This window comes from Mesorhizobium erdmanii USDA 3471 (assembly GCF_000472705.1).
Classification (GTDB): Bacteria; Pseudomonadota; Alphaproteobacteria; order Rhizobiales; family Rhizobiaceae; genus Mesorhizobium; species Mesorhizobium erdmanii.
Map to the genome: position 1 here is coordinate 269,357 of NZ_AXAE01000013.1, position 26,010 is coordinate 295,366.

A 26,010-nucleotide genomic window follows, 5' to 3' on the forward strand; every position below is an offset into this window, starting at 1 on the left:
AAAGCCTCATCGCCGCCCGAGGGTTCGAGCGTCGGTCATGCGTTGATGCGCTGGCCGGACTTCTGTCCGGCCAGTTCGTCCGGTTGAGCTATTCCGCAGCCAGTGAAGCCGCCTGCTCGGCGTCCTCCAGCTCGCGAACGAGCGGGATAACGTGCTTGCCGAAATATTCGACCTCTTCCTGGAAGTGCAGGAAGCCGAGCAGGATGAGATCGGCGCCGACGCGCTTCAGATCGACGATGCGCTCGGCGACCTGCCTCGGCGTGCCGATCAGGTTCGAACGGAAGCCATCATTGTACTGGACCAGGTCGTCGAAGGAGGATTTCGCCCAGTTACCCTCGCCTTCCGGCGAGGCCTTGCCGGCATTCTTGACCTCGTGGCCGAAAGCGTTGACGGCTTCGGGATTGGCCTTGGCGATGATTTCGGCAAGCACCGTCTTGGCCTCGTCCTCCGTCTCGCGGACGATGGCGAAGGCATTGACGCCGACCTTGACGGAATGGCCGTTGGCCGTCGCCTTGGCCCTGATGTCGTCGACCTGCTTGGCGATTTCCGCTGGCGTGTTGCCGTTGGTGAAGTACCAGTCCGAGACGCGCGAGGCCATGTCGCGCGCCGCACGCGACGAGCCACCCTGGAAGATTTCCGGCAGCGGCTGTGGCGGCTTCGGCTTCAAGGAGTATTCGTTGAAGCGGTAGAAATCGCCGCGGAAGGTGAAGCTGTCTTCAGTCCAAATTCCACGCAGCGCCTGGATGAATTCCTCCGACCGGCGGTAGCGCTCGTCATGGTCGAGCCAATGCTCGCCGATGGCGTGAAACTCGCCGCGGAACCAGCCGGAGACGAGGTTGATGGCGACGCGGCCATTGGTCAGATAGCTGATGGTGGCAAGCTGCTTGGCCGCCAGCGCCGGATTCCATGGGCCCGGCAGGATCGCAGCGATGACCTTGAGCGTCGTGGTGGCGGCCAGCAGATCATGGCTGAACGCCACGGATTCATGCTGTTCGTCGGCGCCGTAGCCGGCGGTGAAACGGATCTGGCTCAGCGCATAGTCGAAGCCGGCCTTCTCTGCGATCTGCGCCAGCTTGCGGTTGTATTCGGCCGAATGGCTGGTGCGCTGTTCGATGTTGGAAATCACCAGGCCACCCGAAACATTGGGCACCCAGTAGGCGAACTTGACCGCGTCGGTTCCTGCGTGTGCCATGAACTCACTCTCCCATTCAGGCTGTTGGATTGCCCCGGCCGCAGCCGGGTGTCGCCAATATTTATTATGTTTATGGATTTTATATACAAAGGTGGATTTTCCGTTTTTGGCACTCTTTCAGAACGGAAATACCAATTTTGAGCGACCAGACCGGCTCGCGGTTATCAGTGGTGTCCAGCGTCGCCGCCGGCCGCCGGAACCGTTTCGAACATCTTGGCGACCTCGGCCGCGACCGACTGGGCGTGACGGGCGACCTCCGGCAGGCCCATCAGTTCGCCAAAGGTGCCGCGCGCCAACGGGCCGGCGACCAGCAGCGTCGCCACCGGTTTGTCGTCGCGGCCGATAGCGCGGCTGTCGAGGCTGGTTTCGATGCCAAGCCTGTAGGCATCGGCCCTGATCAGGCCGGCCCCGGCCAGGGAGCGCAGCGCCGGGTTGGACTGCAGCGCCTGTCCGTGGGCAGGGCCGGTCGTGTTGAAGACAGCGTCGAAGCGCATCGTCTCGATCGCTGTGCGGCCGCGCCGCTGGAAGCTGACGGCCAGGCCGTCATCCTCATCGTTCGAAGCGACAAGCCTGGCGGCGATGGTGTCGAATGTGCCAGCCGCCTGGCGGCGGTCGAGCACCTCGGCGACCTGCGGCGCGATCCTGAAGCGATGTACATCCCAGAAGACGCGCAGATGGCGGACCAGCCTTGCCCGCTCGCGCGGCGCAAGGGCGGCCCACAGCACCGTCCCCTGCGAGCGAAGCTGGTCGAACACCGACTGCCAGTTGGCACCGGCATCCCGTGCCGCCGCCAGCGTGGCGCGGATGGTCCTCAGCAGTCCAAGCGCCGTCGTGGCAGGCGCCGAGGCAAAGTCGCCGAAAGGCTCGCCCCTCACGTCGGGATGGCCGCGCGAGCGCAAACCGCGCCGCGACAGCGCCAGGATGCGGCCGCGATGGCCACGGCGATCGAGTTCGGCGACCATGTCGGCCGAAGTCAGCCCCGAGCCGACGATCAGCACCGAAGCGTCCGGCCCGATCCCGGCAAGCGCCGATGCGGCGTAGGGGTCGGCGACGAAGCCCGGCGCTTCCGTCAGCGAGGCCAGCGCGTCGGGAATTCCCGGCTGAGGATGCGTCGCCGCCAGCACGACGATGTCGGCACTGACCGGCCCGGCGGACGTATGCACTGTCCAGCCGGCGCCATCGGGATCCCGCAAGATCCGCGTGGCCTGGCCTTTGACGTGACGGACAGCGCCGGAGTTGAGATAGGGCGTGAGTTGCTCGGCTACGTAGCGGCCGAAGACGCGCCGGCGCGGAAACACATCGCCGTTTTTCCACAGCGCATCGGTATCGCGTTCTATTTCGCCGCTGGCGGCCAACCAGCGCGCGAAATGCTGCGCATCGTCAGGCGCCATGCTCATCCTGACTGCCGGGACATTGACCCGGTGCGACGGCTCCTCGCTGGAATAAGCGAGACCACCGCCGATCGCCTGGCGCGGCTCGATCACGCAGATCGACACGCTTTCCGGCCAATGTGCCCGCGCCAGATGCCAGGCCACCGCGGCGCCGGAAAAGCCGCCGCCGATGATGGCGACGCGCGAGCGGCGGGCCGGAGGCAGCGCGTTCACGAGGCGCTGGCGAGCGATTTCGGCCGGTGGTCGCCGGCGATGGTCTCGCCGAACGGCCCGGTATTGACCGACGTGCCGGCGGCCTTGACCGGATGGTCGGTCGGCAGTTTCGGCAGCACCAGTTCGCCGAAACGATAGGCTTCTTCCAGATGCGGGTAGCCGGACAGGATGAAGGTGTCGATGCCGAGACGCCGGTATTCGTCGATGCGTTCGGCAACCGTGTCGGGGTCGCCGACGAGGGCCGTGCCGGCGCCGCCGCGCACCAGGCCGACGCCGGCCCAGAGGTTGGGCGCGATCTCGAGCTTGTCGCGACGGCCGCCATGCAGCGCGCTCATCCGCGCCTGGCCGACCGAATCCATGCGGGCAAACACCTTCTGCGCCGAGGCGATCGTCGCATCGTCCAGCCGGCTGATCAGGCTGTCGGCCGCCGCCCAGGCCTGCTCGGTCGTTTCGCGCGCGATGACATGCAGCCGAATGCCGAAGGAGAGCTTGCGGCCGGCCTTTTCGGCCAGTTCACGCACGGCGTCGAGCTTGCGTTCGACATCGGCTGGAGGCTCGCCCCAGGTCAGGTATTTGTCGATCTCCTGCGCTGCCACCACCGATCCGGCATCCGACGAGCCACCGAAATAGAGCGGCGGATAGGGCGTCTGCACTGGCGGGAACAGCAGCCTGCCGTCCTCGATGCGGAAATGCTTGCCCAGGTGCTCGACCGTCTCGCCGCTCAGCACGCGCTTGTAGATCCGAAGGAATTCCTGAGTCACCTCGTAACGCTCGGCATGCGAGAGGAAGATGCCGTCGCCCTTGTTCTCCAGCGGATCGCCGCCGGTGACGACATTGATCAGCAGTCGGCCATTGGAGATGCGGTCGAGCGTAGCGGTCATGCGCGCGGCGAGCGTCGGCGACTGCAGGCCGGGCCGCACGGCGACGAGGAACCGCAGCCGCTCGGTCAGCGGCGCCAGCGCCGAGGCTATTACCCAGGAATCCTCGCAGGCGCGGCCGGTCGGCAACAGGACGCCGTAATAGCCCAGCGTATCGGCGGCCCTGGCTACCTGTGTCAGATAGGGCAGGTCGACGGCCCGGCCGCCTTCAGTCGTGCCGAGATAACGGCTGTCGCCATGCGTCGGCAGAAACCAGAGAACCTTGATGCGGTCGGGAATGTCTTTTGTCACGGCTGGCCTCCCGCAATTCGGCGGCGGCCTGTGCCTGAGGGAGTTGAAAGCGGGCGCAGAGGGGCGGGCATGGCGGAGTCCTGTCCGGGAAAACCAGATCGCCCGCGCATCTTTGCTTATTCTATAAAATCTGTAGAGTTAGTTTATTCCAAATCCACTGCTGGAATTGGAAATTCTCTGCGACTCGCACGGGCAGCGGCATCGGTCGCTGGTCCTTGGCCGCCTTGCCGAGTTCGTCAGCACCGTTCGCATCGGGTGCATTACAATTACATTCCAATATAATCCGGCTAATTCCGGTGAACGAAGACGTGGGCTTGCCATGGACTTGGATCCTTCGACGCTCAATAGGGCGCTTCCGTTGCGCGATCAGATTTACCACCAGATCCGCAACCTGATCGTCGTCGGGCATATGAAGCCAGGGGAAGTGATCAACGAGGTGGCGATCGCCGAAGCGCTCGGCGTCTCACGCACACCGGTGCGCGAAGCGGTCAAGCGCATCAGCGACGAGGGTCTGGTCGATATCCTGGCGCAGACCGGCACCTATGTCGCCCCGATCAGCCGGGCCGATCTGGAAGAAGCCTATGTCATCCGCCGTGCTCTGGAGATGGAGAGCGCCAGGCGCGCGGCCGTCAAATTCACCCCGTCGGCCGGTGAACTCCTGGAGGACAATATGGCGGCGCACCAGCTCGCCATATCGCGCGGCCGATATGCCACCGCGATCCAGCTCGACGACGTCTTTCACCGCACCATCGCCGAGATCTGCGGCATGCCGATGATCTGGCGGGCCGTCGACATCTCCAAGGCTCAGATGGATCGGGGCCGATACCTCGTGATCCCGAAGCCCGGCTATGGCGAACAAACGATCGAGCAGCATCGGGCCATTCTCGACGCCCTGAAGCGTCACGACGCCGATGGCGCCGCGCAGGCGATGGAAACCCATCTCGAGACATCGTTGCGCAACACGCTCGAAGTCGCCGCCGAGCTTCTCGGCTGAAGCCTTCGGCTCCGCCTACTCCGACCATCATGGCAGCCCCTGGCCAGGGATGTAGCGGTGCTTGGGGCTGCCGCCTAAGCCGCCCGAGACGGCGCGGTGGTAGACCGAGCGACCCATTCACTGCAGTGCATGATGAGAGACTGTTTGGTGGAGCCAATCGGAATCGAACCGACGACCTCTTGAATGCCATTCAAGCGCTCTCCCAACTGAGCTATGGCCCCACTCCCGGCAGTCAGCCGGCGCCGTTTCCGGCGAAGAGATCAGCGCGGGTTGGAACACCGCGCCGTTAGTGCAGGCGGCTTCTAACCCCGCCTTTCCCAGATATCAAGCCTCGATAAAGGCTTTTTCTTCACAGGTCGCGAAAGCCGGCAAAAGCCTGCTCTCGCGAGCCGATCAAACCTCGTCGTCGTCGTCGCCGACGCCGATCATGTCGGAGACGTCGTCATCTTCTTCCTCTTCGTCGGCGAGGAACGTGTCGTCCTCGTCGTCGCCGAGGTCGACGTCATCATCCTCGTCGTCGCCAAGATCGGGAAGGTCGTCGCCGCCCTTGGCCTCGTCATCGGCCTCTTCGAGCGAAACGACCTCGGCGCCTTCTTCGTCCTCTGCGTCCACTTCCTTCTCGGCCACTTCCTCGTCCTCCTCGACGGCGGCAATCTTGCCTTCATCGAAGTAGGAACGCGGATAGCTCTTGCCGGTATAGGGCGAGACGATCGGGTCCTTGTTCAGGTCGTAGAATTTTCGGCCCGTTTCTGGGTCGACACGCTTTGTGCCAAGTTCGGTTTTTGCCACGGCAAGCCTCGTGAATAAAAGAGTGGTCCCCTTAACCACAGTTTGCGGCGCTGTCAAAGCCAAAAGCCGGCGTCACAAAACCAAGTTCTGAAAGGCCTCGCGCCAAGTGACGACCATGGGGATGACCATTTCGCCTCGCCGTGATACGAGACCGCCGCAACAAATGAAAAGCGCCGGCACGCCGGCATTCCGTCCAGGGAAATTCCATGTCTCACGCCGCCGCTGCCAAGCCGGCCACCGCCCGCAAATCCCAAGCCCTTTCCGGCGCCGCGCGCGTGCCGGGCGACAAGTCGATCTCACACCGTTCCTTCATGTTCGGCGGCCTCGCCTCCGGCGAAACCCGTATCACCGGACTGCTCGAGGGCGAGGACGTGATGCGCACGGGCGCCGCGATGAAGGCAATGGGCGCGCACATCGAAAAGCACGGCGCCGAATGGGTGATCCGCGGCACCGGCAACGGCGCGCTGCTGCAGCCCGAGGGTCCGCTCGATTTCGGCAATGCCGGCACCGGCTCTCGCCTCACCATGGGTCTCGTCGGCACCTATGACATGGAAACCACCTTCATCGGCGACGCCTCGCTGTCGGGCCGGCCGATGGGCCGCGTGCTGGAACCCTTGCGCCAGATGGGCGTGCAGGTGCTGAAGGCGACGCCCGGCGACCGCATGCCGATCACGCTGCATGGGCCAAAGCACGCCGCCCCGATCACCTACCGCGTGCCGATGGCCTCGGCGCAGGTGAAGTCGGCCGTGCTGCTCGCCGGCCTCAACACGCCCGGCATCACCACGGTGATCGAACCGGTGATGACGCGCGACCACACTGAAAAGATGCTGAAGGGGTTCGGCGCCAACCTGTCGGTCGAGACCGACGAACGCGGCGTGCGCCACATCTTCATCGAGGGCCAGGGCAAGCTGACCGGCCAGACGATCGCCGTGCCGGGCGACCCCTCCTCGGCCGGCTTTCCCTTGGTCGCCGCACTGATCGTGCCGGGTTCCGACATCACCATCGAAAACGTGCTGATGAACCCGACCCGCACCGGCCTGTTGCTGACGCTGCAGGAAATGGGCGCCCAGATCGACATCTTGAACCCGCGCAATGAAGGCGGAGAGGATGTCGCCGACCTGCGCGTGCGCTATTCCGAATTGAAGGGCGTCACCGTGCCGCCGGAGCGGGCGCCGACGATGATCGACGAGTACCCGGTACTGGCCGTTGCCGCGAGCTTCGCCGAAGGCGAGACGTTGATGCAGGGGCTGGAAGAACTGCGGGTGAAGGAATCCGACCGGCTGTCGGCCGTCGCCAACGGGCTGAAGCTCAACGGCGTCGACTGCACCGAGGGCGAGGCGACGCTTGCCGTGCGCGGCAGGCCAGGCGGCAAGGGCCTGGGCGGCCATCCGAACGGCCTGGATACGACCGTGCAGACGCATCTTGACCACCGCATCGCCATGAGTTTCCTGGTCATGGGGCTGGCGACGGAAAAACCGGTCACCATCGATGACCAGGCGATGATCGCGACGAGTTTCCCGGAGTTCATGGGGCTGATGACGGGGCTGGGCGCGGAGATAGAGTGACGGGGCAATGAGCTTGAGCCGACCTGAGACGCTTGCGGGACAGCGCCCCCCTCTGTCCTGCCGGACATCTCCCCCACTAGGGGGGAGATCAGCCGTCATCGCGGCTTTCGCCAATCATCTACGCTGCAGGATTGAGCGACGCTCCAAAGCTGCCAATCTCCCCCCTCGTGGGGGGGATGTCCGGCACGACAGAGGGGGGCGCCGTAGGGCGCGGCGCTTGTCATTCGCGTCGCGTCTTCCGAGTGCGAAGGGCGGCCAATGACCTCACCCTTCACCATCGCCATCGACGGTCCCGCCGGCGCCGGCAAGGGCACACTGGCCCGGCGGCTCGCCGACCACTATCGGCTGAACCTGCTCGACACCGGCCTCACCTACCGCGCCGTTGCCCATGCACTGCTGCAGGTCGGCCTGCCGCTCGACAATGTCTCGGCGGCGGAGACGGCGGCGCGCCAGGTCGACCTGACCAAGCTCGACCGCGCGGTGCTGTCGGCACATGCCGTCGGCGAGGCGGCCTCCAAGGTCGCGGTTTTCCCGACCGTGCGGCGCATCCTCGTCGAAAAGCAACGCGACTTCGCCAGGACGCCGCCGGGCGCCGTGCTCGACGGCCGCGACATCGGCACGGTCGTGTGTCCTGATGCGGACATCAAACTCTATGTGACGGCCAGCGCCGAGGTGCGGGCGAGACGCCGGCTGGCCGAAATCGAAAGCATCGGCGGCACCGCTGACTTCGCCGAAATCCTCGCCGATATCGTGCGCCGCGACGAGCGCGACATGGGCCGTGCCGACTCGCCCTTGAAACCGGCCGCCGAAGCGCACTTGCTTGATACGAGCGAAATGGCTATAGAAGCCGCGTTTCTCGCGGCCATGGCTGTTGTTGACGACGTGCTGGCCAGGAGAAACAAGGCCTGATCCGGGTTTTGTCCCGTGTTTCCGTTGCTGGAAGCGCAGAAAATACCCATATCGGGCAGGAACCAGCCTGCCAGCATTCTTACAGAGCGCCGGAATTTCCGCTTAAGAAGCGGCCCAGGGCTTTTTAAGCCCGGAACGCCGGCAGGCCAACGCAACGCTAACCCACGGCGCCCGTCCCGCTTCGAGATGCGGGGCACTCCAGGAGAAAATATGTCAGCTGCAAATCCCACTCGCGATGATTTCGCGAGCCTGCTCGAAGAATCATTCACCACCGGCCATTCCGGCGAGGGTCAGGTCGTCAAGGGTACGATCACCGCGATCGAAAAGGACATGGCCATCATCGACGTCGGCCTCAAGGTCGAAGGCCGCGTGCCGCTGAAGGAATTCGGCGTCAAGGGCAAGGACACCACCCTCAAGGTCGGTGACACTGTCGAAGTCTATGTCGAGCGCATCGAGAACGCGCTTGGCGAAGCGATGCTTTCGCGTGAGAAGGCCCGCCGCGAAGAGAGCTGGGTCCGTCTCGAAGAGAAGTTCACCAAGGGTGAGCGCGTCGAAGGCGTGATCTTCAACCAGGTCAAGGGCGGCTTCACCGTCGACCTCGACGGCGCCGTGGCCTTCCTGCCGCGCAGCCAGGTCGATATCCGCCCGATCCGCGACGTCTCCCCGCTGATGCACAACCCGCAGCCCTTCGAGATCCTCAAGATGGATCGCCGCCGCGGCAACATCGTGGTGTCGCGCCGCACCGTACTCGAGGAGAGCCGCGCCGAACAGCGTTCGGAAATCGTGCAGAACCTCGAAGAAGGCCAAGTTGTCGAAGGCGTCGTCAAGAACATCACGGACTACGGTGCGTTCGTCGACCTCGGCGGCATCGACGGTCTGCTGCATGTCACCGACATGGCATGGCGCCGCGTCAACCATCCGACCGAAATCCTCAACATCGGTCAGACGGTCAAGGTGCAGATCATCCGCATCAACCAGGAAACCCACCGCATCTCGCTCGGCATGAAGCAGCTCGAGTCGGATCCGTGGTCGGAGATCGGCACCAAGTTCCCGATCGGCAAGAAGATCAAGGGTACCGTCACCAACATCACCGATTACGGCGCGTTCGTCGAACTGGAGCCGGGCATCGAAGGCCTCATCCACGTTTCGGAAATGTCGTGGACGAAGAAGAACGTGCACCCCGGCAAGATCCTGTCGACGACCCAGGAAGTCGACGTGGTCGTGCTCGAGGTCGATCCGGCCAAGCGCCGCATCTCGCTCGGCCTCAAGCAGACGCTCGAGAACCCGTGGGAAGCCTTCGCGCGCAACCATCCGGTCGGCAGCCAGGTCGAGGGCGAGGTCAAGAACAAGACCGAGTTCGGCCTGTTCATCGGCCTCGAAGGCGACGTGGACGGCATGGTGCACCTTTCCGACCTCGACTGGACCCGTCCGGGCGAGCAGGTCATCGAAGAGTACAATCGCGGCGACATGGTCAAGGCGCAGGTGCTCGACGTCGACATCGAGAAGGAGCGCATCTCGCTCGGCATCAAGCAGCTGGCCCGCGACACGGTCGGCGAAGCAGCGACTTCGGGCGAACTGCGCAAGAACGCCGTCGTCACCTGCGAAGTCATCGGCGTCAAGGATGGCGGTCTGGAAGTGCGGCTGGTCGACAGCGGCATCGAGACCTTCATCAAGCGCTCCGACCTCAGCCGCGACCGCGACGAGCAGCGCCCCGAGCGCTTCACCGTCGGCCAGAAGGTCGATGCCCGCGTCATCGCCTTCGACAAGAAGACCCGCAAGCTGCAGGTCTCGATCAAGGCGCTGGAAATCGCCGAAGAGAAGGAAGCGGTCGCTCAGTACGGCTCGACCGACTCCGGCGCTTCGCTGGGCGATATCCTGGGCGCCGCGCTGAAGAAGCAGGGCAGCTAAGTCCTTCGCAAAGCGAAGTCTTTCGCCTACCCAAAACAAACCCCGCCGGATCGCTCCGGCGGGGTTTTTCTTTGGTGGAAGCCAAGTCGACTTTTGGCGAAAGCCGGCCCGATCGATGGGGAGCTACGCCCGGCCGAAAAGCGGCACCAGCGTTCCACTCATGGCCTGATTGGCGGGCGAGGCGAGATAGGCGATGGCTTCGGCCGCCGCTTCGAGGCTGACCCATTTGGCGAAATCGGCATCCGGCATGTCGGCGCGGTTTGCCGGCGTGTCGAGCGTCGAGGGGGCCACGGCATTGACCAGAATGCCCTTGGCCTTGAGTTCTTCGGCCATCGCCACCGTCATGGCAGCGACCGCCGCCTTGCTTGCCGTGTAGGCGACCATGCCAGCGCCGCGCCTGGGGTCGAGCCCGGCACGCGCCGTGACGTTGACGATGCGGCCCGATGTGCCCGATGCCAGCATCGAGCGGATGGCCGCGCGGCTGCACAGAAAGGTGGTGCGGGCGTTGGTGTCCATCATCTCGGCGAAGGACGCCGATTCGATCTTTTCCACCGGCGCCATGGCGAACCCGCCGGCGAGATGGATCGATCCCCACAAGGCAGGAACCTGGGCATAGAATGCTTCAACCTTGGCGGAGTCCGACAGGTCGACATTGTGCGCCAGCTTGACGTTCTCATGCTCGGCAAAAGGAAAATGCTGTGGTGCCGCGGCGTGCGCATTCGGCACATAGCAGATCGCCCCCTGTTCCAAGAGCCGGCCAACCACCGCTCCGCCGAGCGCGCCGGTTCCACCGGTCACAATGATATGCCTGCCTTGAAGTGTTTCCGTCATCCTGGATCGCTCCTGTCTTTTTTTGTGATTATGTCGCTTGTTCGCCGCGCCGACGCGAAGCGTCGCGCCTTTCAGGCGATCACTCAACTGATATCTCGACATGGCAGCCGTCGCGTCTTTGCATGCGTCGGGAGGCTGCGGGACAGCGGAGCCGCCCGGCGCTGCTCATGCCACGCCAAAACCAAGCCGGCGAACGGTTCGATGCGGGTTGGAAAATCAACGCCGGACTGATGCCTCAAGCGACCGTGATTTCGATCACGCAGGGCAATCCGGTTGCCCGGGCGCGCGTCAGGGCCTGTGGCAAGGCGCCGATCTCGGCCAGCCGTTCGGCTGATATGCCGTAGGCTTCGGCCAGCTTGCAGAAATCCGGCGGCGCCGGCGAGACCCCGACAGGTTCGACGCCGACATCGAGCATCGAGGTTTCGATCTCGCGATAGCCCCTGTTGTTCCAGATCACGAAAATGACCGGCGCATCGGAATCGAGCGCCACACCCAGTTCCGGCAATGTGAACTGGAAACCACCATCTCCGGTCAGGCAGACGACCGGCGCATCGGGTACGGCAAGCGCCGCGCCGATCGCCGCCGGCGGACCGTAGCCAAGTGCGCCGAAGCCGGTTGCGGCGTTGAACCAGCCGGCCGGCCGGTCGTGATCGTAATAGAGGTTGGCCGCGTAGATCGGCTGCGTCGAGTCGCCGACAATGATGGCGCCCGGCAAGGCGTCGCGGATCATTTCCACGGCATGCACCTGCGCCGTATAGGCGGGGCTCAGTTCGGCGAACGCCGCCTTGCGTGCCGCAGCGGCGCGCGCCTCGCCGTCCGGCGCGGCAGCATGAGCGGAGCCTATAGCGGCGAGCAGGGCTTCGATCGCCTCGGCGCAATCGGCCTGGATGCCGACCGTCACCGGGCGGCGCACGATCTGGTCGGCGCCGATGTCGATGCGGATCAGGTTGGATGGGAGCACAAAACCGCCGTCGCCATAGCCGTCATAGTCGGTCGGGCCAAATTCTGTGCCGGCGGCGATCACCAGATCGGCGTCGGCCATCAGCGCACGCACCGCCTTCAGGCTTGGGCTCGCCGGCACGCAGAGCGGGTGGCGATGCAGCAGGCCGCGCGCATTGGTGGTCTCGACGACCGGCGCGCCCAGCTTCTCCGCCAGCCGCTGCAACGGCGCCTCGGCGCGCCTGGCGCCGCCGCCGGCCAGGATCAGCGGACGGCGGGAAGTGGCGATGAGTTTGGCGGCACTTGCAATCGCCGCGCCATCCGGCGCCGGCGGTGCCGCATTGCTCAGCAACGCAACCATATCGTCAGCCGGCTTGACCATGACATCGGTCGGGATCTCGATATGCACCGGACCGGGCCGTGACGAAGAAAACAGCGCGAAGGCCTGCGCCAGCGCGCCGGGCAATTCACTGGCCTCGGTGATCCTCTGCGACAACAGCGCCACCTTCTCCATCATGCCGCGCTGGTCCGGCAGTTCATGCAGGAAGCCCAGCCCCTTGCCCAGCGTCGGCATGGCGTTGACGCCCGATATGACCAGCATCGGCACCGAATCGGCGCGCGCCTGGCCCATGGCGGTGATGGTGTTGGTCAGCCCCGGTCCGGTGATGACGAAGGCGACGCCGGGCCTGCCGCTGGCACGGGCGTAGCCGTCGGCCATGAAGCCGGCGCCCTGTTCATGGCGCGGCGTGACATGGCGGATCTTCGAACGCGCCAGACCGCGATAAAGCTCGACCGTGTGGACGCCTGGGATGCCGAAGACGGTATCGACGCCATGGGCTTCGAGCAGCGTGATGAGGGCTTCGCCGAGCGTTGTCATTGGTTTTCTCCCCTTTGGAGCGGATCACTGTTCAACGGAAACAGGATCCGCCGTATCTTTTTGTTTCTTACGCAATTCCGGACGGAAACCGCTTCTCACTTTTCCTGCAATTGAGCTAGCGGCGCGAGGCCGAGTTCGGCCTCGATAGTCCTGATGCCAATCGTGGCCAATTCGCCAGGCGAGAACATCTCGCCAGCCAGGCAGCCTTCGATCCAGAGTCCGTCGATGATGGCATTGATCGCGATGGCATGGTGGCGCAATTGGCTTGCGTCCGGACTGCGCCGTTCGGCGGCGAGCACCTCGGCCACGACCGCCTCGACCTCATTGCGAAAGCCAAGGTAGCCTTCACGGTGAACATGAGCCAGGGTCGGATCCGCACTGGCGCGGCCGATGAAGGTTGCCCAGAGCGAAAACACCCGCGTGTCGATAATCGGCACGTTGAGGTTGGCGGTGACGAAAGCCGCAAGGCGCTGGCGCGGCGAGGCATCTTCCATGACCAATGCCGCTTTTGCCTGCTCGGTCATGCGACCCATCAGCGCCGCATAGGCTTCCTGCAGCAATTCTTCCTTGCCGGGGAAATAGTGCCGGATGAGCCCGGCGGTGACTCCGGCACGCAGTGCGATGGCGCGCAGGCTGGCGCCCTGCAGGCCATGTTCGGCCACGCTGTCCAGGGTTGCCTCGATCAGATCCTGCCGCCGCCGCTCCTCGCCCTCGCGGCGGAACCTGCGGCGGGATGGCGTATTCATTGGCGCAGGATCGGCCGCGTCAGGCATGTCGGCCCGCCCTCGCAGGCGATGCAGAGCGCATCCGCTTCGAAGATTTCCACCGTGCAGCCGGCGGCTTCCATCGCGGCCTTGGTCTTGGGAAAGCCCGCAACGGCAATGACCTTGAACGGGCTGGTCGGCAGCACGTTCAGGCTGAGGCCGTTGGAAGCCGCGAACTCTTCGGCGTCGCCTTCGACCAGTCGGATGTTGCGCGCCTTCAGCATCTGATAGAACGGCGCCGGCAAAAGCGGTGAATGGACCAGTGCGAGGTCGTCGCCCAGCGGGCTGATCACCGACATCAGATGCAGGCACGCCTCTTCGCCCTGCCACAGCGGCAGGTCGAAGCCATAGACGGAAATGCCCAGCGGCGTCAGCAGGTTGGAAAGCTGCTGGATGCCATCCTGGTTGGAGCGGACACCGCGGCCGATGACCAGCGTGCGGGCATCCAGCCATACACAATCACCGCCTTCGACCTGGCCAGGGGCTTCGACGCGACCAAGGATCGGAATGCCCAGTCTCGTGTAGGTCTCCTCATGCAGCGAAGGCTCCCCGGCGCGCAAGGGCTTGCCCATGGACAGAATCAGCGCGCCGCGGTCCGTCATCAGCGATGGGTCATGCGTGAACACTGAATCCGACAGTCCGTCGGCGTTGTCATCGATCCATTCGATTACGGCGCCGGAAGCCGCCACCAGTTGAGCGAAGGCGGCATGCTGCGAGGCTGCCTTGCCCGGGTCGAACCCTGGGCCATAGTGCCAGGCCGCCCTGTCGGCATCGCGCATGGCATTGGCCGCCGACCGCATCAGCACACGCCGCAACGGCGCCGCCATGGACTGTGATCCGAAAGCGCTCATCAGTGCCCTTTTCAAGGTGAAAAAAATCGAAAAAATTTCATCGAACGCTATTTATACACTTGCACAACAAGCTCGCAAGTGCCGTAATGAGCGGGATTGACGGGCTCGCGCTGTTGGGTCCATGCTGAAGTCTGGAGTGGGCAATACAGCGTATGTTGATTAGCCGGATAGACGTTCGACGATCTGCCGTCGACCCTGTGGTCGGGGTCGCCCGGTGAGCACGGTGGAAGCCGCCGCACTCCCATCTGGCAAGGCGCAGAACAGCGCCGCCGAAGCCATCCATGTCGAAAACCTACACAAGAAATTCGGCCAGTTGCATGTGCTGAAGGGGGTGTCGCTGTCGGCGCGCGACGGCGAGGTCATCGCCATCATCGGCGGCTCGGGCTCGGGCAAATCGACGCTGCTGCGCTGCATCAACTGCCTGGAAAACCCGACCAGCGGCATCATCCGCGTCAATGGCGAGGAGATCAAGCTCAGGGCGGACAGCCACGGCCACACCGTTCCGGCCGACCGCAGGCAAATCGAGCGCATCCGCTCCAAGCTCGGCATGGTGTTCCAGAACTTCAACCTGTGGAGCCATATGACGCTGATCGAGAACGTCATCGAGGTTCCCGTGCATGTGCTCGGCGTCAAGCGCGACGAGGCCATCGCCCAGGCCGAAAAGCTCCTGGCGCGTGTCGGGCTCGCCGAAAAGCGCGACGTCTATCCGGCCTATCTTTCGGGCGGCCAGCAGCAGCGCGCCGCAATCGCCCGCGCGCTCGCGATCAATCCGCGTGTCATGCTGTTCGACGAGCCGACCTCGGCGCTCGACCCCGAACTGGTCGGCGAGGTGCTGAAGGTGATCGGCGACCTCGCGCGCGAAGGCCGCACCATGGTGCTGGTCACCCATGAGATGAAGTTCGCCCGCGAGGTCGCGACCCACGTCGTCTATCTCTACAACGGGCTGGTCGAGGAAGAAGGGCCGCCGGAGCAGATCTTCGGAGCCCCGAAATCCGAGAGGCTCAAGCAGTTCATCCGCAACATCGGCTAGGACAGGCCGGGACGGACGAAAACCGGGAACCAACAACAAACTGGGAGTTTTGAAATGAAAACCGTTCTGAAGACATTCGCCGCAGCGCTGCTGCTCGGTGTCGCCGCCATGGGCGTGGCCAAGGCCGATCCGGTCAAGATCGGCGTGGCCGCCGAGCCCTATCCGCCCTTCACCTCGCCGGATGCTTCCGGCAAATGGGTCGGCTGGGAGATCGAGTTCATCGACGCCGTGTGCGCCGAGGAGAAACTCGACTGCGTCATCACGCCCGTTGCCTGGGACGGCATTATTCCGGCGCTGACCACCAAGAAGATCGACCTCATCGTCTCGTCGATGTCGATCACCGCCGAGCGCGAGAAGACGATCGACTTCTCCGACAAATATTACAACACGCCGACGGCGATCATCGGACCGAAGGACCAGAAGTTCGGCCCCTCGCCTGACGACCTCAAGGGCAAGGTCATCGGCGTCCAGGTGTCGACCGTGCACGCCGTCTACGCCAAGAAGCATTTCGGCGCCACGGCCTCCGAGATCAAGGAATACCAGACCCAGGACGAGGCTAACAACGATCTCGCCGCCGGCCGCCTCGACGCGGTGCAAGCCGATTCCATCGCGCTTGGCGAATTCCTCAAATCCGACCAGGGCAAGGCCTGCTGCGACCTCAAGGGCATGGTGGCTCCGGACGACGAAGTGCTCGGGCCAGGCGTCGGCGCCGGCGTGCGCAAGGAAGACACCGACCTGAAGGGAAAGATCAACGCCGGCATCAAGGCGATCCGCGCCAACGGCAAGTATGACGAGATCTCGAAGAAATATTTCGACTTCGACATTTACGGCGGCGCGACGCAGTCGAACTAACGCCCCTCGCATGAGCCGGGGAGCATGACGCCAAGATCGTGCTCTCCTGCCTATCTTTCCCACGCATGCTTGCCGCCGGCCGATGGCGCCGGCGGAGAGAGCCAGCACTCCGGGGGCAAAACTGATCGACGCGTTTCTTCCGGCCTCGGCGGCCGGCATCATCGAACTTCTCTCGCCCGCGCCGGTTGGCTGGGGCGGAACACTTATGCTCGGGTTGCTGCATTCGCTCGAGATCGCCGTCGGCGCCACCTGCGTCGGGCTTCTGATCGGCATCTGCGGCGCCTATGGCAAGCTCTATGGCGGCCCGGTGGTGCGCGACCTTTTGGCTGTCTACACGACCATCGTGCGCGCCGTGCCCGAACTGGTGCTGATCCTGCTGCTCTACTATGCCGGCACCGACCTGATAAACCAGTTGCTGACCGCAATCGGCTATCAGCGGATAGACATCAGCGGATTGGTGGCCGGCATTGCCGTGCTCGGCTTCGTCCAGGGCGCCTATTCAACCGAGGTGATGCGCGGCGCCATCCTCGCCATACCACAAGGCCAGATCGAGGCAGCCCGCGCGTATGGCATGTCGCCCGGCCTTCTGCTGCGGCGCATCACATTGCCGGCGATGCTGCCCTTTGCCATTCCCGGCCTTGCCAATCTGTGGCTGATCGCGACCAAGGACACCGCGCTGCTGGCCGTCGTCGGCTTCTTCGAGCTGACGCTGGCGACGCGGCAAGCGGCGGGCGTCACCAAGGCCTACCTGATATTTTATCTGGCGGCCGGCGTGCTCTATCTGACGGTGTCGCTGTTCTCGAACCTGATGCTTGGCCGCCTCGAGGCCTGGTCGAGGCGTGGCATGCCTTCGGTCAAGGACGCGCGTTGATGGCCAGCGAAGCGACCGTCATCAACGTCGTGGCGCGCACGTCGCTGTGGCTGCAGCCGCATCGCATCGTGCTGATCCTGATCGCTCTCGGCCTGGTTCTGTCGGCGGTCCTCTTCATGCGCTGGGACTGGCTGCCGCAGTATTGGGAAATGGGCCTGATGGGCATCTGGCGCGCCCTGTGGATCCTGGGTGTCACCTGCGCGCTCGGCTTCATGATCGCCGTTCCGGTCGGGCTGGCGCAGGCCGCCGGTTCAATCTGGGTGGCGGCGCCAGCGAAAGTCTTCTGCACCATCATCCGCGGCACGCCGCTGCTTTTGCAGCTATGGCTGCTCTATTACGGGCTGGGCTCGCTGTTCCCGCAATATCCATGGATTCGCGAATCCTGGATGTGGCCCTATCTCAGGCAAGCCTGGCCGTATGGCGTTCTGGCGCTGACACTGTCCTTCGCCGGCTATGAGGGCGAAGTCATGCGCGGCGCCTTTGCCGGTGTGCCCAAGGGCCAGTTGGAAGCCGCCCGCGCTTTCGGCATGAGCCGCTGGAAGATCTTCCGGCGCATCTGGCTGCCGCAGGCCTTCTACAGGGCGTTGCCGACGCTGACCGGCGAAACCGTGCTGCAGCTGAAGTCGACGCCGCTGGTGGCGACGATCAGCGTCATCGACATCTTCGCCGTCGCGGGCAAGGTGCGGCAGGATACGTACCTCACCTATGAACCCTTGCTGCTGCTGGCGTTGATCTACATGACGATCACCGGCATCCTGGTCTTCACCTTCGGCCGGATCGAGGCACGGATACCCAACAAGATCGGTTAGTGAAGTCGTGAATGGCAAAATAGCGAACGGTGAATGGTCAGCGGAAAAGGGTCGCAATTTTCGCGGCCTCGCTTAAGACGACCATTCACTATTGACCATTCACCATCACCGGGACCTACCATGCAACTCTCTCTCGACCAGGCAAGAGGACTGTGCCGGATGGCGGCACTCGGTGCTGGCGCCAATGAGGAGGCGGCGCAATCGCTCACCGCCTCGATCATCGCCGCGGAGGCGGAAGGACTGTCGACCGTCGGCCTGTCGCATTTCATCGACTATCTCGAGGCGCTGGAAGCCGGACGCATCGACGGCAATGCCGATCCGGTGATCACAAGGCCGGCGCTGGCGGTCTATCTCTCCGATGCACGCGGCGGGCTGGCGCATACCGGCTTCGACCGCACGATCGACGACCTTGCCAAGGCGGCGAAACTGTTCGGCGTCGCCATCTTCTCGCAGAAGAACGCTTATACGTGCGGTGCGCTCGGCTATTTCACCGGCAGGCTGGCGGCGCAGGGGCTGGTGTCCTTCGCCGCCACCAACGGCCCGGCCGTGCTGGCCGGCTCGGGCTCGGTCAAGCCGGTCTATTGCACCAATCCGATGTCGTTTGCCGCGCCCGCCGCCGACGGCGCACCGCTGGTCATCGACCAGTCGTCGAGCGCCACCGCCTTCGTCAACATCCGCAAGGCGGCCGAGGACGGCAAGAAAATCCCCGAAGGCTGGGCGCTGGATGCCAGCGGCAATCCGACCACCGATCCGGCGGCCGCCATGAAGGGCGCCATGCTTGCTTTTGGCGGCCAGCGCGGTGCCAATATCGCGCTCATGGTCGAAGTGCTGGCGGCGGGCATTTCAGGCGCCAACTGGTCGCTCGATGCGCCCTGGTTCGGCGGCGGGCCGGACAGCCCCGGCACCGGCCTGTTCGTGCTGGCCATCGAACCGAAGCTGCTCGATCCGGATTTCGAGCAACGGATGAAGGACCAGCTCGACCGTCTGCGCCGCCGCTATGGCGTGCATGTACCGGGCCGTGCCCGCGCGGAAGCCGCCGAGAAGGCGCAGGCGCGCGGCATCACCGCGCCCAAGGCAGTGGTGCAACGTATCTCCGAGTTCGCCGAGCGCTATTCGGCCTGAAGCAATCGACGGATTTTCCGTGCCTGTGTGAACCTTTCCGTGCGCCGCGACGACCAATGACTGTCCGGGTCGGGTTTGCCCGGTCGGTGTCTTCTGTCGGATGCGTCCAGGGCTGGGGCGGGCGTACTTGCTTCACGCCATGCCGATACCGTCTCAGGTCAGGCTGCCTCGTTGGACCCTGGTTTCGACACGAACTTCACCCGGAAAACCCCGCTTCGGCGGGGTTTTCTGCGTTGCGCCGGCTTGGGATAAACATGACCACAAAAGTTAACTTTTGTTAACTTGACTTGGTGGAAGCCATCGGGCGTTTGCGAGGTGATGTTCACACAGACAGGAGCTACGATGTCCGTAACCACCGACGCTTCCCGCGACAGACTGATCATTCCGGCGCTTGGCCGCCTGTATTCGTCGCTGCATGACGCCGGCGAAACCGTGCTGCGCGTCGTCGCCGGCGCGTTCCTCACCATCCATGGCTCGCAGAAGATCACCAATCCTTTCGGCGCCGCCGAGATGGTCGAAGGCCTCGGCTTCTATCCCGGCGCCTTCTGGTCGCTGCTTTTGGCCTGCACCGAGTTCTTCGGCGGCATCCTGATCGCCATCGGCTTGTTGACGCGCCCGGCCGCCTTTGCCGGCCTGTTCGTGCTGCTGGTGACCGTCTGGTTCCACTGGGTGACCATGGGCCAAGGCTTTTCAGGTGCTGAAAAGTCGCTTCTGTGGGCGGCGATCCTGCTTTTCTTCGTCATTAGCGGCGGCAACCGGCACTCGGTCGATGCCCGCATCGGCAAGGCATTCTGACTGGCAGTGTTTAGACGCAGATCCCAAGCGAAAGCGTTGTGCGCTTCCCGGGAAAATTGCTCCGCGAAGAGGGGTGACGCGACGACGCGTCACCCTTTGCCTTTGGCGCAAAACCGACTATGAAACGGCATCAGCCAAGCCATCTGGAACGTGCGCCGGAGCCAGCCATGACCGAAATCCTGCAGACCCCAAAGCTCGTCGTCGTCTTTGGCGGGTCAGGCTTTGTCGGCCGCCATGTCGTGCGCGCGCTGGCCAAGCGCGGCTATCGCATCCGGGTCGCCTGTCGCCGGCCCGATCTTGCCGGCCATCTTCAGCCGCTTGGCAATGTGGGCCAGATTCAGCCAGTGCAGGCCAATGTGCGCATGCGCTGGTCGGTCGACCGCGCCGTGCAGGGCGCCGACCATGTCGTCAATCTCGTCGCCATCCTGCATGAGACCGGCCGGCAGAAATTTCCCGCCGTGCACGAATTCGGTTCCCGCGCCATCGCCGAAGCGGCGCGCTCCGTTGGCGCCGGGCTCACGCATGTTTCGGCGCTCGGCGCCGATGCGGACTCGCAATCGGATTACGCACGCACCAAGGCGCTTGGCGAGAAGGCCGTTCTGGAGACGATCGCCGACGCCGTTATCCTGCGGCCATCGATCAATTTCGGCCCGGAAGACAGCTTCTTCAACCGCTTCGCCAACATGGCGCGCTATTCGCCGGTGCTGCCGCTGATCGGCGGTGGCCAGACCAAGTTCCAGCCGGTCTATGTCGGCGATGTCGCCGAGGCGGTGGCGCGCTCGGTCGACGGCAAGATCGATAGCGGCCAGATCTACGAACTCGGCGGCCCCAATGTGCTCACCTTCAAGGAGTGCATGGAAGAGCTGCTCACGGTCATCGAGCGCAAGCGCCTGCTGGTTCCGGTGCCGTGGTGGGTCGCCAATATCCAGGCCTCGATCCTCGGCCTGCTGCCCAATCCGTTGCTGACCAAGGACCAGGTGATGCAGTTGCGCGAGCACAACATCGTTTCCGAAGCCGCCGTCAAGGCCAACCGGACCCTCGCCGGGCTCGGCATCCAGCCGCAATCGATCGCGACCATCCTGCCGAGCTATCTCTGGCGCTTCCGCGCCGCTGGCCAGTTCCAGCAGCGCAAACCCGCTGCATAGTTTCCGGAAGAGTTTTTCTGCTTAACGAAGGCGAGGCGTGACCTGCATCGGCAGCCCGCCCTGCGGCTGCGTGGTCAACTTTTGCACCGGCCAAGGCTTGGTGTCGGCCGTCGCGTCGAAGCGGAAACGCGACAGCAGGATGGCAAGCGCGATGATCGCCTCCTGCATGGCGAAGCTGGCGCCGATGCAGACGCGTGGCCCCGCGCCGAACGGCAGGTACTGGAAGCGGTCGATCTTTTCGCGGTTTCCCGGATGGAAGCGCTCGGGCAGGAAGGCATCGGGCCTGTCCCACAGCTTCCTGTGGCGGTGGACGACCCAGGGCATGACCAGCACGGCCGCGTGCTTGGGGATATAAAGATCCTTCCACATCTCCGGCACGATCGGCTCGCGGTTGATGGACGGCGCCGGCGGATAGAGCCGGAGCGCCTCGTCGAAGGCGGCGCGCGTCAACGGCATGGCGTCGAGCCATTTCGTCGGATCAGGCTCGCGCGCCAGCACCTCGTCGATCTCCTGCTCGATCCGGTCGCGCTCCCATGGCGATTCGGCCAGGCAATAGAGCGTCCAGCCCAGCGCCCGCGCCGTCGTCTCATGCCCAGCGCCGATGAAAGTGATGATGTTGTCCTCGACCTCGGCACGCGTCAGGCCGTCGGGGCCTTCGGCCTTGAGCAGCAGCGTCAGGAAATCCTGCGGCACCGCATCGGGATCGCGCCTGAATTTCTCTTCGCGCATCTTGACCGTGTCGGTCACGATCTTGCGGAAATACGCCATTGTCTTGCGGCCGCGGATGCGAGTGAGCCGTGGCAGCCAGTCGGGCGCGCGCAACAGGTCGAGCGGATCGACGCGGCCCATGGTCTCGAACAGGCGGTCGATCTCATTGGCGAAACTGCCCGGCTCACCGGCGATCTCGCCGGAGAACAGCGTCTCGGCCAGAATGTCGTAGGTGAGCAGCGTCATGTCGTGGGCGATGTCCGATACGCCGCCCTCTTCGTAGCGCGCGACGAACTCCCGGGTGCGCTTGAGCATCGGCTGGGCAAAGCCGAAGATATGGCGCGGCGTGAACACCGGCGCCATCGCCTTGCGCGACCGCTTCCAGACTTCGCCCTCGGCCGTCAGCAGGCCGTCGCGCAGGATCGGCCGCAGGATTTTCTGGCGCACCGTCGCCATCTTGTAGTTCTTGGCATTGTCGACCAGCACATGACGGATCAGAGCGGGGTCGTTGGCAATGACCAGTGGTCCGCCGGCGCCCTTTGCCGAAATCCAGGGCTCGTTGTAGGTCGGCTCGCCCCAGAGTTCGAGCGGATTGCGGTAGACGATGCGGATCATCTCCAGCGTCGAAGGCGGCGACGTGCGCGGCTTCGGCGCAGGAGGAACAAAGGGGGCAGGCTGCGTGTCCATGAAGTGCTCCGCTGCTGCAATCTATGTAGTGGCTGTCGATCTGGGCGTCCATGTGACCGAACGGCGGGCCGAACCCGCGGCACGAAGCGGACGATCCGTTCATCCGATCGTGACCGCTCCGCCAGGGCCTCCCGGCTTGTCCGCCGGGACGCTCTGCCGTAGTGACAGTCACCAAATGATACCGGCAAAGGAGCCCGTCTTGAAGCACAGACTGAACATCATCATCGGCAGCACGCGGCCAGGCCGCGCCGGCCCGGTTTTTGCCGAGTGGCTGGAGATTGTCGCGCGCGAGCACGCAAAATTCGAGCCGGTGCTGACCGACATCGCGGCGTTCAAACTCCCGGTGCTGGACGAGCCGCATCATCCAAGGCTCGGCAATTATCAGAACGACCACACCAAGGCCTGGTCGAAGGCGATCGACGCCGCCGATGCCTTTGTCTTCGTGGCGCCGGAATACAATTATTTCGTGGCCCCCGCGATCGTCAACGCGATCGACTATCTCGCCCGGGAATGGAAGTACAAGCCGGCCGCCATTTTCAGCTATGGCGGCGTTTCCGGCGGCCTGCGCGCGGCGCAGGCGCTGAAGCCGCTCTTGACATCGGTGGGCATCATGCCGATCCCGGAAGGCGTGGCGCTGCCGATGTATCAGAAGCTGCTCGACGAGCACGGCGCTTTCAACGCCAGCGAACAGGTGACCGGCGGCGCCAGGACCATGCTGGACGAATTGTTGCGCTGGAGCGAGGCATTGAAACCGCTGCGCACCGTCTGAACAAGCGGGTTGACCACATGCCCGGCTTGCCCGCGCCATAAAGAGGTGGAATGGTCGGCAAGCGACTGAGCCGGGGGCGGTTCCACGTGCGTTTGCTGCTTGCCTTGCTGCTGTTCTTGTCGGCGACCGCCACGGCGGCGGCCGACCGGCGCGTGGCATTGGTGATGGCCGACGACGATTATCGGCTGGTCCGGCCGCTCGCCAATCCCGTCCATGACGGCGAGGCGATGCAGGCGGCGCTGAAGACGCTCGGCTTCGAGGTGGTGCTCGAAACCAACCGTGATCTCAGGCGCATGCGTCGCGCGCTCGACGATTTTCGCGAAGACGCCAAGGGGGCCGACGTCGCCCTGGTCTATTTCTCCGGCCATGGCGTCGAAATATCAGGCGACAACAGGCTGCTGCCGGTCGATGCCGACGCCTCCTCGCTCGATCAGCTGGATAAGACCACCCTGCCGCTGGAAGAGGTGCGTGCCGCGGTCGCCGCCACCGCCAAGGTCGGGCTGATCGTGCTCGACGCCTGCCGCAGCGATCCATTCTCGGGGAGCAACGGCGAAGGGCGTGGCGCGACATCGCTGGCCAAGGACATTGCCGACAAGGTCAAGCCGGGCCTCGGGCGCGTCGGGCGGGCGGAAAACATCCTGTTCGCCTTCTCGGCCGCACCCGGCGAAACGGCGGCCGACGGGACCGGCCAGAACTCGCCCTTCACGACAGCGCTGACCAAATATCTTGGCACGGACGGGCTCGAAATCCGCTCGGTGCTGACCTTGGTGCAGCAGGAGGTCTATGACCTGTCGCGCGGCAAGCAGTTGCCCTATGTCGAAAGCGGCCTGCCGAAACTGTTCTTCGCCACCGCCGCCAAGGAACAACTGCCGGAGCGCGAACGGCTGCTGCTCGCCATGGCCGATGTGACACCGGAAATGCGCGGCGAGGTCGAAAAGATCGCCAGCGACGCCGACATCCCGCTGGCGCCGCTCTATGGCGCGCTGATCGGCACCGACACCAGCCATCTCTCGGCCGACAACCTGAACGCCCGGCTACGCGAGGCTGCCGATGCCTTCGTCAAGGTGCGCAGTGAAATGAAGACGCTCGCCTCCGACGACCCCCAGGTTACGGAGCTGCGCCGGCAGGCCGAAAAACAGCTGTCGCTCGGCGCCTTCAACAGCGCCCGCGCGATCCTTGCCAAGGCTGCCGACATCGACAATGCCTCGCGCCAGGCGCTGAAGGTCAATTTTGTCAGCCGCACACTCTCCGAGGCCGCGACGCGCTTCCTTTCCGGCGGTGCGGCGCGCGCCGACCTCGACTACGCCACGGCCATTGGTGACTATGAATTGGTGCTGGCGCTGTATGGCGAGGCCGGGCAGACCTCGCTCAACCTGGAACAGGCCGACCGCCAGAGCCGCACGCTGGAGGAACTCGGTATTCTCTATACGACGGTGGGCAATGTCGAAGCGGCCGGCCGCGCCTTTTCCACCTTGTTGGCCAACCTCGAGCAACGGTCGCGCCAGGAAACCGACCCCAGCGTCAAGCGCGATCTCGCCATCAGTCATATCAAGCTCGCCAACACTGAGATGGCGCAAGGCGACCTGTCGACCTCCCTGGAAAACTATGAGGCGGCCAGGAGCATGCTGCAGGAGCTGACCGCAAGCGTGCCGGACAAGAAAGACTGGCTCGGTGATCTTGCCATGGCCAATGACAAGATCGGCAACGTGCTGGCGACGCAGGGCGATGTCGGTGCGGCGGCCAAGGCCTATCAGCAAAGCCTGTCGATCAAGCAGCAGTTGGCCGATGCCGAGCCGAACAGCGCCTACCTGCTGCGCGACCTGACCATAACCTACGACGAGATCGGCGACCTCGCCCGGACCGCCGGCCAGTTGGACAGCGCCCAGACAGCCTTTGAAGAAAGCCTGAGAATCCGGCTGGTGCTGGCCGAGAACAAGCCCGACGACCCTGAGCGCCGGCGCGCTGTCGCTGTCAGCCAGGAGAGAATCGGTGACGTCAAGCGCGAGCGCGGCGACGCCGCCGGGGCGCTCGTGGCCTACGCCAAGAGCCAGGCGATCGCCGAGGAGCTGGTGCGCCGTGACCCCAACGATACCGACCTGAAGCGCGACCTGTCGATCAGTTACGCCAAGGCCGGCAACGCGCTCAACGACCAGGAGAACTGGCCGGCCGCACTGGCTTCCTATCGGCAAGCGCTGACTATCGCGCGTGACCTTGCAGCAGGCGACCCTGGCAACACCGAATGGCAGCGTGACCTGTCGGTCTGCCTGGAAAAGGTTGCCGGTGTGCTCGATGCCCAGGGCGATGTCAGCGGCGCACTGCAAAACTATCAGGACAGTCTCGTCATCGCCGACCGGCTGGCCAAGCTTGACCCCGCCAATTCCGACTGGCAACGCGACCTGTCGATCACGCTCTCGGAAATCGGCATGCTGGAGACCAAGCAGCGCAACTTCGACGGTTCCAAGCAAGCCTTCGAAGCCAGCCTCGACATACGCAAGCAGCTGGCCGCGTCCGATCCTGACAATGCGACCTGGCAATTCGATCTGGTACAGGCCTACATCAACTATGCGTATGTGGCCAAGGATCCGAAGGCTGTGCTGACCAAGGCGCTGAACCTGGCACTGGAGCTTGATCGCACGGGCCGGCTGGCGCCTAGGGACAAATCGACGATCCAATATCTGCGCGGCGTTCTAGCCAAATTCGGCGCCCGGAAAAAATAGCCGGCTGCCGGCCTGGGATTCGGCTGGGAAATGGCCGTAAACCTTGGAAAAACCGCCTTTAGCGCCTATATCTAGCCTATATCAGAGGCGCGATTCGGGGCCGATTTTTCGCG

At 64.2% G+C, this 26,010-nt stretch carries 23 protein-coding genes and 1 tRNA gene; 14 read left to right on the forward strand and 10 right to left on the reverse strand.

The features are described from left to right. Positions 1–88: 88 nt before the first annotated feature. The 3 genes from sfnG to ssuD form a co-directional block, all read right to left on the reverse strand. Complete coding sequence (sfnG, locus tag A3AU_RS0110295) at positions 89–1,192, reverse strand: dimethylsulfone monooxygenase SfnG (protein ID WP_027052740.1); 1,104 nt, start codon at positions 1,190–1,192, stop codon at positions 89–91. Positions 1,193–1,356: 164 nt separating this feature from the next. Beyond that, positions 1,357–2,796 carry an FAD/NAD(P)-binding protein gene (locus A3AU_RS0110300; protein WP_027052741.1) on the reverse strand — a complete coding sequence of 480 codons (1,440 nt, stop codon included), beginning with the start codon at positions 2,794–2,796 and terminating at the stop codon, positions 1,357–1,359. Next, positions 2,793–3,965: an FMNH2-dependent alkanesulfonate monooxygenase gene (ssuD, locus tag A3AU_RS0110305; protein WP_027052742.1), complete on the reverse strand. Its 1,173-nt coding sequence runs from the start codon at positions 3,963–3,965 to the stop codon at positions 2,793–2,795. Before ssuD ends, A3AU_RS0110300 begins: the two co-directional genes overlap by 4 nt. A 319-nt stretch (positions 3,966–4,284) precedes the next feature. Here ssuD and A3AU_RS0110310 point away from each other — a divergent pair, with 319 nt between their 5' ends. Continuing rightward, positions 4,285–4,959, forward strand: a complete 675-nt coding sequence (locus A3AU_RS0110310) for a GntR family transcriptional regulator (RefSeq protein ID WP_027052743.1) — start codon at positions 4,285–4,287, stop codon at positions 4,957–4,959. 145 nt (positions 4,960–5,104) lie between these two features. On the opposite strand, the gene A3AU_RS0110315 is transcribed toward A3AU_RS0110310, so the two are convergent. Both A3AU_RS0110315 and A3AU_RS0110320 read right to left on the reverse strand, forming a co-directional pair. Continuing rightward, positions 5,105–5,180, reverse strand: a tRNA-Ala gene (locus tag A3AU_RS0110315). 172 nt (positions 5,181–5,352) lie between these two features. Beyond that, the gene (locus A3AU_RS0110320; protein ID WP_027052744.1) at positions 5,353–5,748 is read right to left on the reverse strand and encodes a TIGR02300 family protein; all 396 of its coding nucleotides are present in this window, start codon (positions 5,746–5,748) and stop codon (positions 5,353–5,355) included. A gap of 206 nt (positions 5,749–5,954) precedes the next feature. On the opposite strand from A3AU_RS0110320, the gene aroA reads away from it, so the two are divergent. The 3 genes from aroA (at position 5,955) to rpsA (ending at position 10,130) form a co-directional block, all read left to right on the forward strand. Further along, positions 5,955–7,313 carry a 3-phosphoshikimate 1-carboxyvinyltransferase gene (gene aroA, locus A3AU_RS0110325; protein ID WP_027052745.1) on the forward strand — a complete coding sequence of 453 codons (1,359 nt, stop codon included), beginning with the start codon at positions 5,955–5,957 and terminating at the stop codon, positions 7,311–7,313. Positions 7,314–7,571: 258 nt separating this feature from the next. Beyond that, positions 7,572–8,222 (forward strand): (d)CMP kinase, encoded by a 651-nt coding sequence (cmk, locus tag A3AU_RS0110330; protein WP_027052746.1) that lies wholly within the window; start codon positions 7,572–7,574, stop codon positions 8,220–8,222. Positions 8,223–8,432: 210 nt separating this feature from the next. Next, positions 8,433–10,130, forward strand: a complete 1,698-nt coding sequence (gene rpsA, locus A3AU_RS0110335; protein WP_027052747.1) for a 30S ribosomal protein S1 — start codon at positions 8,433–8,435, stop codon at positions 10,128–10,130. 123 nt (positions 10,131–10,253) lie between these two features. Here rpsA and A3AU_RS0110340 read toward each other — a convergent pair whose 3' ends face one another. From A3AU_RS0110340 to A3AU_RS0110355, 4 genes are all read right to left on the reverse strand, one after another. After that, positions 10,254–10,961: an SDR family NAD(P)-dependent oxidoreductase gene (locus A3AU_RS0110340; protein WP_027052748.1), complete on the reverse strand. Its 708-nt coding sequence runs from the start codon at positions 10,959–10,961 to the stop codon at positions 10,254–10,256. A gap of 235 nt (positions 10,962–11,196) precedes the next feature. After that, positions 11,197–12,777: a 5-guanidino-2-oxopentanoate decarboxylase gene (locus A3AU_RS0110345; RefSeq protein WP_027052749.1), complete on the reverse strand. Its 1,581-nt coding sequence runs from the start codon at positions 12,775–12,777 to the stop codon at positions 11,197–11,199. Between the two features lie 95 nt (positions 12,778–12,872). Beyond that, the gene (locus A3AU_RS0110350; protein ID WP_027052750.1) at positions 12,873–13,523 is read right to left on the reverse strand and encodes a TetR family transcriptional regulator C-terminal domain-containing protein; all 651 of its coding nucleotides are present in this window, start codon (positions 13,521–13,523) and stop codon (positions 12,873–12,875) included. After that, a complete protein-coding gene (locus A3AU_RS0110355) occupies positions 13,520–14,392 on the reverse strand; it encodes a dimethylarginine dimethylaminohydrolase family protein (RefSeq protein ID WP_027052751.1) in 873 nt (290 codons plus the stop codon). The genes A3AU_RS0110350 and A3AU_RS0110355 overlap by 4 nt, the downstream gene beginning before the upstream one ends. On the opposite strand from A3AU_RS0110355, the gene A3AU_RS1000000139785 reads away from it, so the two are divergent. From A3AU_RS1000000139785 to A3AU_RS0110390, 8 genes are all read left to right on the forward strand, one after another. Next, a complete protein-coding gene (locus A3AU_RS1000000139785; RefSeq protein WP_167335225.1) occupies positions 14,319–14,492 on the forward strand; it encodes a hypothetical protein in 174 nt (57 codons plus the stop codon). The two genes, A3AU_RS0110355 and A3AU_RS1000000139785, sit on opposite strands and share 74 nt — an antisense overlap. A gap of 114 nt (positions 14,493–14,606) precedes the next feature. Further along, positions 14,607–15,422 (forward strand): ABC transporter ATP-binding protein, encoded by an 816-nt coding sequence (locus A3AU_RS0110360; protein WP_027052752.1) that lies wholly within the window; start codon positions 14,607–14,609, stop codon positions 15,420–15,422. A gap of 54 nt (positions 15,423–15,476) precedes the next feature. Further along, the gene (locus A3AU_RS0110365) at positions 15,477–16,274 is read left to right on the forward strand and encodes a transporter substrate-binding domain-containing protein (RefSeq protein WP_027052753.1); all 798 of its coding nucleotides are present in this window, start codon (positions 15,477–15,479) and stop codon (positions 16,272–16,274) included. A 205-nt stretch (positions 16,275–16,479) separates the two neighbouring features. Further along, entirely contained in the window at positions 16,480–17,145 is a 666-nt protein-coding gene (locus A3AU_RS0110370) for an ABC transporter permease (RefSeq protein WP_027052754.1), read from the forward strand. Further along, positions 17,145–17,954, forward strand: coding sequence for an ABC transporter permease (locus A3AU_RS0110375; RefSeq protein ID WP_027052755.1), 810 nt, complete (start codon positions 17,145–17,147; stop codon positions 17,952–17,954). Before A3AU_RS0110370 ends, A3AU_RS0110375 begins: the two co-directional genes overlap by 1 nt. Positions 17,955–18,074: 120 nt before the next feature. After that, the gene (locus A3AU_RS0110380; RefSeq protein WP_027052756.1) at positions 18,075–19,076 is read left to right on the forward strand and encodes an Ldh family oxidoreductase; all 1,002 of its coding nucleotides are present in this window, start codon (positions 18,075–18,077) and stop codon (positions 19,074–19,076) included. Between the two features lie 342 nt (positions 19,077–19,418). Next, positions 19,419–19,871 (forward strand): DoxX family protein, encoded by a 453-nt coding sequence (locus A3AU_RS0110385; RefSeq protein WP_027052757.1) that lies wholly within the window; start codon positions 19,419–19,421, stop codon positions 19,869–19,871. A gap of 167 nt (positions 19,872–20,038) precedes the next feature. After that, positions 20,039–21,016 (forward strand): complex I NDUFA9 subunit family protein, encoded by a 978-nt coding sequence (locus tag A3AU_RS0110390; RefSeq protein WP_027052758.1) that lies wholly within the window; start codon positions 20,039–20,041, stop codon positions 21,014–21,016. Positions 21,017–21,037: 21 nt separating this feature from the next. Here the strand turns inward: A3AU_RS0110390 and A3AU_RS0110395 are convergent, their stop codons facing one another. Then, entirely contained in the window at positions 21,038–22,411 is a 1,374-nt protein-coding gene (locus A3AU_RS0110395; protein WP_027052759.1) for a cytochrome P450, read from the reverse strand. Positions 22,412–22,610: 199 nt separating this feature from the next. Between A3AU_RS0110395 and A3AU_RS0110400 the strand changes: the two genes are divergently transcribed. Together A3AU_RS0110400 and A3AU_RS0110405 are read left to right on the forward strand one after the other, a co-directional pair. Beyond that, a complete protein-coding gene (locus A3AU_RS0110400; protein ID WP_027052760.1) occupies positions 22,611–23,180 on the forward strand; it encodes an NADPH-dependent FMN reductase in 570 nt (189 codons plus the stop codon). 86 nt (positions 23,181–23,266) lie between these two features. Continuing rightward, positions 23,267–25,897, forward strand: a complete 2,631-nt coding sequence (locus tag A3AU_RS0110405) for a caspase family protein (RefSeq protein ID WP_027052761.1) — start codon at positions 23,267–23,269, stop codon at positions 25,895–25,897. The last annotated feature ends 113 nt before the right edge of the window (positions 25,898–26,010 follow it).